The 3,846-nt window shown below is 51.0% G+C and carries 4 protein-coding genes; all 4 read right to left on the bottom strand.

Translation table 11 applies throughout. From position 1 onward, the window contains the following. The coding region (locus tag VIN66_RS10060; RefSeq protein WP_331923861.1) for a PAS domain S-box protein at nucleotides 1-2,577 on the bottom strand (2,577 nt) is incomplete at its 3' end. Beyond that, nucleotides 2,574-2,936: a response regulator gene (locus VIN66_RS10055; protein WP_331923860.1), complete on the bottom strand. Its 363-nt coding sequence runs from the start codon at nucleotides 2,934-2,936 to the stop codon at nucleotides 2,574-2,576. The genes VIN66_RS10060 and VIN66_RS10055, both read right to left, overlap by 4 nt. Then, entirely contained in the window at nucleotides 2,926-3,303 is a 378-nt protein-coding gene (locus VIN66_RS10050) for an Hpt domain-containing protein (protein ID WP_331923859.1), read from the bottom strand. Before VIN66_RS10050 ends, VIN66_RS10055 begins: the two co-directional genes overlap by 11 nt. Further along, on the bottom strand, nucleotides 3,287-3,846 hold a 560-nt coding region (locus VIN66_RS10045), incomplete at its 5' end, for a hypothetical protein (RefSeq protein ID WP_331923858.1). The genes VIN66_RS10045 and VIN66_RS10050, both read right to left, overlap by 17 nt.

Genomic DNA, 3,846 nt, shown 5'->3' with positions numbered 1-3,846 from the left:
AAAACGCTGCGCATTGCCTGCCAGCACCTGATTAAAATGATGTAAGGTCCGATCAAGATGCTCAGGCAGCATTACCCGGTCAAAATGCATCGAGGTTATTTCATCCAAGCTGTATTGCAACAGCTGGCAGCCGGCATCATTCATATCATTAAAATAGCCATCAGGATTAATGATGTATACCGGATCAGGGTTAAATTCAAATAGTGAGCGAAAACGCTGCTCACTTTGTTGTAATAATTGCCGCTGCTGTGACCGCTCCAGTGCAACCGCAGCAAAACGACAGCAAGCAATCATTAGCTCTAGCTCTTCCTTACTCGGCGAGCGTTTTTCTGCGCAGTACAGCGCAAAGGTGCCCAGCACTTCGTCGTGTTTTGACACCATTGGCATTGACCAACAGGCTTGCATCCCTTCAGCCAGTGCGATGTGCGCTGCCTTACGCCATTTTTCATCATTGGCAATATCTTCCACAATAACCAGGCTCCTCTGAAACGCCGCCGTGCCGCAAGAGCCCACATTATCTGCCACCGGTAGGCTGGCCACCGCCATACAGTATTGATCACTAAAAGAAGGCGCGGCCGCCAGGTTCAGGGTATCAGCCGTTTTTATCATAATAGCGGCCCGCACGGTGTCACTCTGGCGCTCGGCCATCTGGCAAATAGCGGCAAAAATGCCCGGTAATGGCTGCTCTGTGGATATTTGCCGCAGTATTGCTTGCTGGTCCTGCTGATAGCATTCGGCTTTAACCATTTCATTAATATCACGGGCCACGGCATACATCAGCCCCAGTGACGGCAGGTAATTTGATACCCACATTAAATGCACCACAGTGCCATCTTTACGCAGATAACGGTTGCGAAAGTTCTTGGTAATTTTACCGCCGTCAACAATCAGACTGGCTTCCTGCTCGGTAACGCTAATATCGTCCGGATGAGTAAAGTCTAAAAATGGCCGGCCCAGCAGCTCAGCGGCGCTGTAACCTAAAATTCGCTCACACGATTGGTTCACGTCGACAAACCGGCCCTGAGCATCGATGACACAAATCATGTCAGCCGAGTTATCCATTATTTGCTGGTGCTGCACCTGCAGTTTTTTTTGTTTTTCCAGACTGTGTTGCAAGCGGATATTACCGGCTGCCAAACGCATATGTTGCCGCTGGATGCGGGTTTGATACTGCTGCCCTATTAATGCCAGTAAAGTAGCCAGCCAGCCGGCTAATAGCACTACCTTAGAAATCTGTCTGGCGTAACTGACTTCGGTAGCCAGGTCACGGTACAACACCAGCTGCCAGGATAGCTGCTCAAGCAAGGTAATGGTTCTGGCCCCTTCCTGTACAAAGCGCCGTTCACTATCTGGCATAGCCGGCGCCGGCATTGCCTCGCTGACAAAATGTAAACTCACCTGATAGCCCGGCGGTACAATAACCGGCAAAATACGCTCCAGCAGAGCATTAAAATTTATACTGGCCACCACAGCCGTTAAGCCCGCTGCATTGGGCTGCGCCAGGGCTGCACGCAGATAAGTGTGTTCAACACGCCCATCATGATACAGGCTGATAAGTGGTGTCTGTGTGCCTGCCGTCAGTTTAAGCCATGGCGCGGCTTGCGCAGCTAAATGCTGGTCAAACCATTGTTTAATAGCCGTTTGCTGTGCCAGCGAATAGTACAGCCGGCCATCTGCATCGGTAACGGCCATGTAATCGATATAACTAAAATCATCCAGATAGCTTTGCATTTCCAGGCTTAGCTGCTGTTCAGCGGTGGCCTTATCGTAACTTTGCAGCCGCAGCGCCATACGGCGTAACAGGCCGTATTGCTCGGCCAATAATTGCGACAGTTGCTGCTCAAATTTATAGCTGGTGTCGGTAAAAACCCGCTGCTTGGCGACCGAGAGCTGATGCATAAAGGCCAGCCACAACATAACACTGGCCAGCACCAAGACAACAGCCAGCCAGCTTACCGGGTTAGGCCAAAGTTGCTTAAGATGTAACTTGCCGGCATAAGTAGAGGCCAGCCCGGCAACGGCCAGCATAAACAGAAAAACGGCAGTATTGACCGAGGTAGAAATGGTGCTGTTCAGTGCCAGCGCGACCGGCAGGCGGGTGTCGGCAAAGATCACTACCATACTGATGGCCAGCAATGCAAAATGCGCCAGTACAAATACCCAGCTGTAGCCCCGGTTAGCCGGCAACAACCAGCATAGCCATGCCAGACCAAACAGCAGCCAATATAGCTGCTGCAATGGCGGAACAGCGGCTATCGCTTCTTGCTGGTAGCCTGGCGGCATAAGCGCGGCAATGTTTAGCCCCGCCAGCTGGCCAGCCAAAAACACTGCTATTATCAGCAGCGCACAGAGCATAACCACCGTGATACGCCGGGCGGCGGCCATCACAAGCACTGTTGCCAGCGTGAGCAGCAGCCAGGTATTTAACGGCATAATAATGCGATAGTTAAATACGTCATGGTGCCACACCAAGTCGGTAGCCATTGCCAGCATAGCCGTTGTCAGTAATGCCAGACTGCTGTAATACAGGCTGTAACCGGCCAGTCGCAATAAATCCTGACGCGAGCGGCTGGTCATAACAGCCCGCTCAGTTCGGTTAGGCATTGCAGCACACTAGCTTTGCTGCAGGGTTTTTCAAGTGTGGCATGATACAGCATGGCTCCCTGGTATCGACAGGCTGAGTACAGATCGCCACTGATTAACACCCGCTTAATTTTCGGGTAGCGCTTTGCCAGTTGTTCAAGCAGTTCAGTGCCATTAAGGCCGGGCATATGGTGGTCAGCAACCACAATATCCAGCTGATCCAGCTCCGGCTGTTGCCAGATAAGTTCGGGGGTGGATAAGAAAATGCAGTCAAACCCGGTGTTGCGCAGCATGCGCTGGTAGGCTGTCAGGATGTACTCATCATCATCTACAAATAACACCTTAACCATCATCAGCGCTCCGCTTTATCAGTTCTGCCTGGCTTTGCTGCAACAATGCCTGCCAACAGGGGGCTAACTGCCTCTGGAGTGCATTTAGCTGTTCACTATCTTGCTGGCGGGCGGCGGTTTCAATCTGCTGACACAGCGCGGAAAGCTGTATGGCACCACAAAGCCCGGCCATACTTTTTACACTGTGCGCCAGTTTTGCAGCCTCTGCCCAGTCGGCATGGCTGAACGCTCGTTGCAACTGCGTGATATAACACTGTGCTTCCTGGTTAAAACCGTTAAGTGCCAGCACTACAGTATCATTACTGTCATCGCCGTACATATCGGTTAACACGGCCAGCACTAGCACCGGCAGCTCAGAGATCTTGGGCATCCTCTCCCTCATCATTTCTTTGGATGATGGGCCGGTTACAGGTTTGCATCCACCAATAAGACAGTTTTTTTAGCAGCGCCAGCACCTGGCTGTGATGTTTGATGTTCACCTGAGCCAACTCTGCAGCCAGTGGTTTAAGTTTTTCCAGCCGCTGGCTGAATAACAGCCAGAATTCCCGGCGCTTTTCTTTTTGCTTAATATTTTTAGTAATATGAAACAAATAATCTATCGCTTCACAGGCACGGCGCCGCTCACTTTCTATCGCTACCGGTTTGCAGTTACCAACAAAGACGTTATGAAAGCAACTGACATTAAAAGCAAAGTTACGCAAGCGCCGGTCAATCTGGAAATACCCGGTAGTGGCGTTTTCCGGCCAGAACAGAAAATCACGCTTTTTACTCTTAGCACCGTCGCTGGCACTCTCTTCATCTTCATGTGTTGATTTTTCATCCAGTTCGCGCACAATAGACGCGCTGATTTTGCGGTTCTCGTCGCTTGGCGGCGCTTTATTCAGAGCAAAATCCGGTGACAAACCGGCATAAT

The sequence above is a fragment of the Rheinheimera sp. genome (assembly GCF_036568245.1).
Lineage (GTDB): Bacteria > Pseudomonadota > Gammaproteobacteria > Enterobacterales > Alteromonadaceae > Alishewanella.
This window is presented reverse-complemented; position numbering and strand designations above follow the sequence as displayed.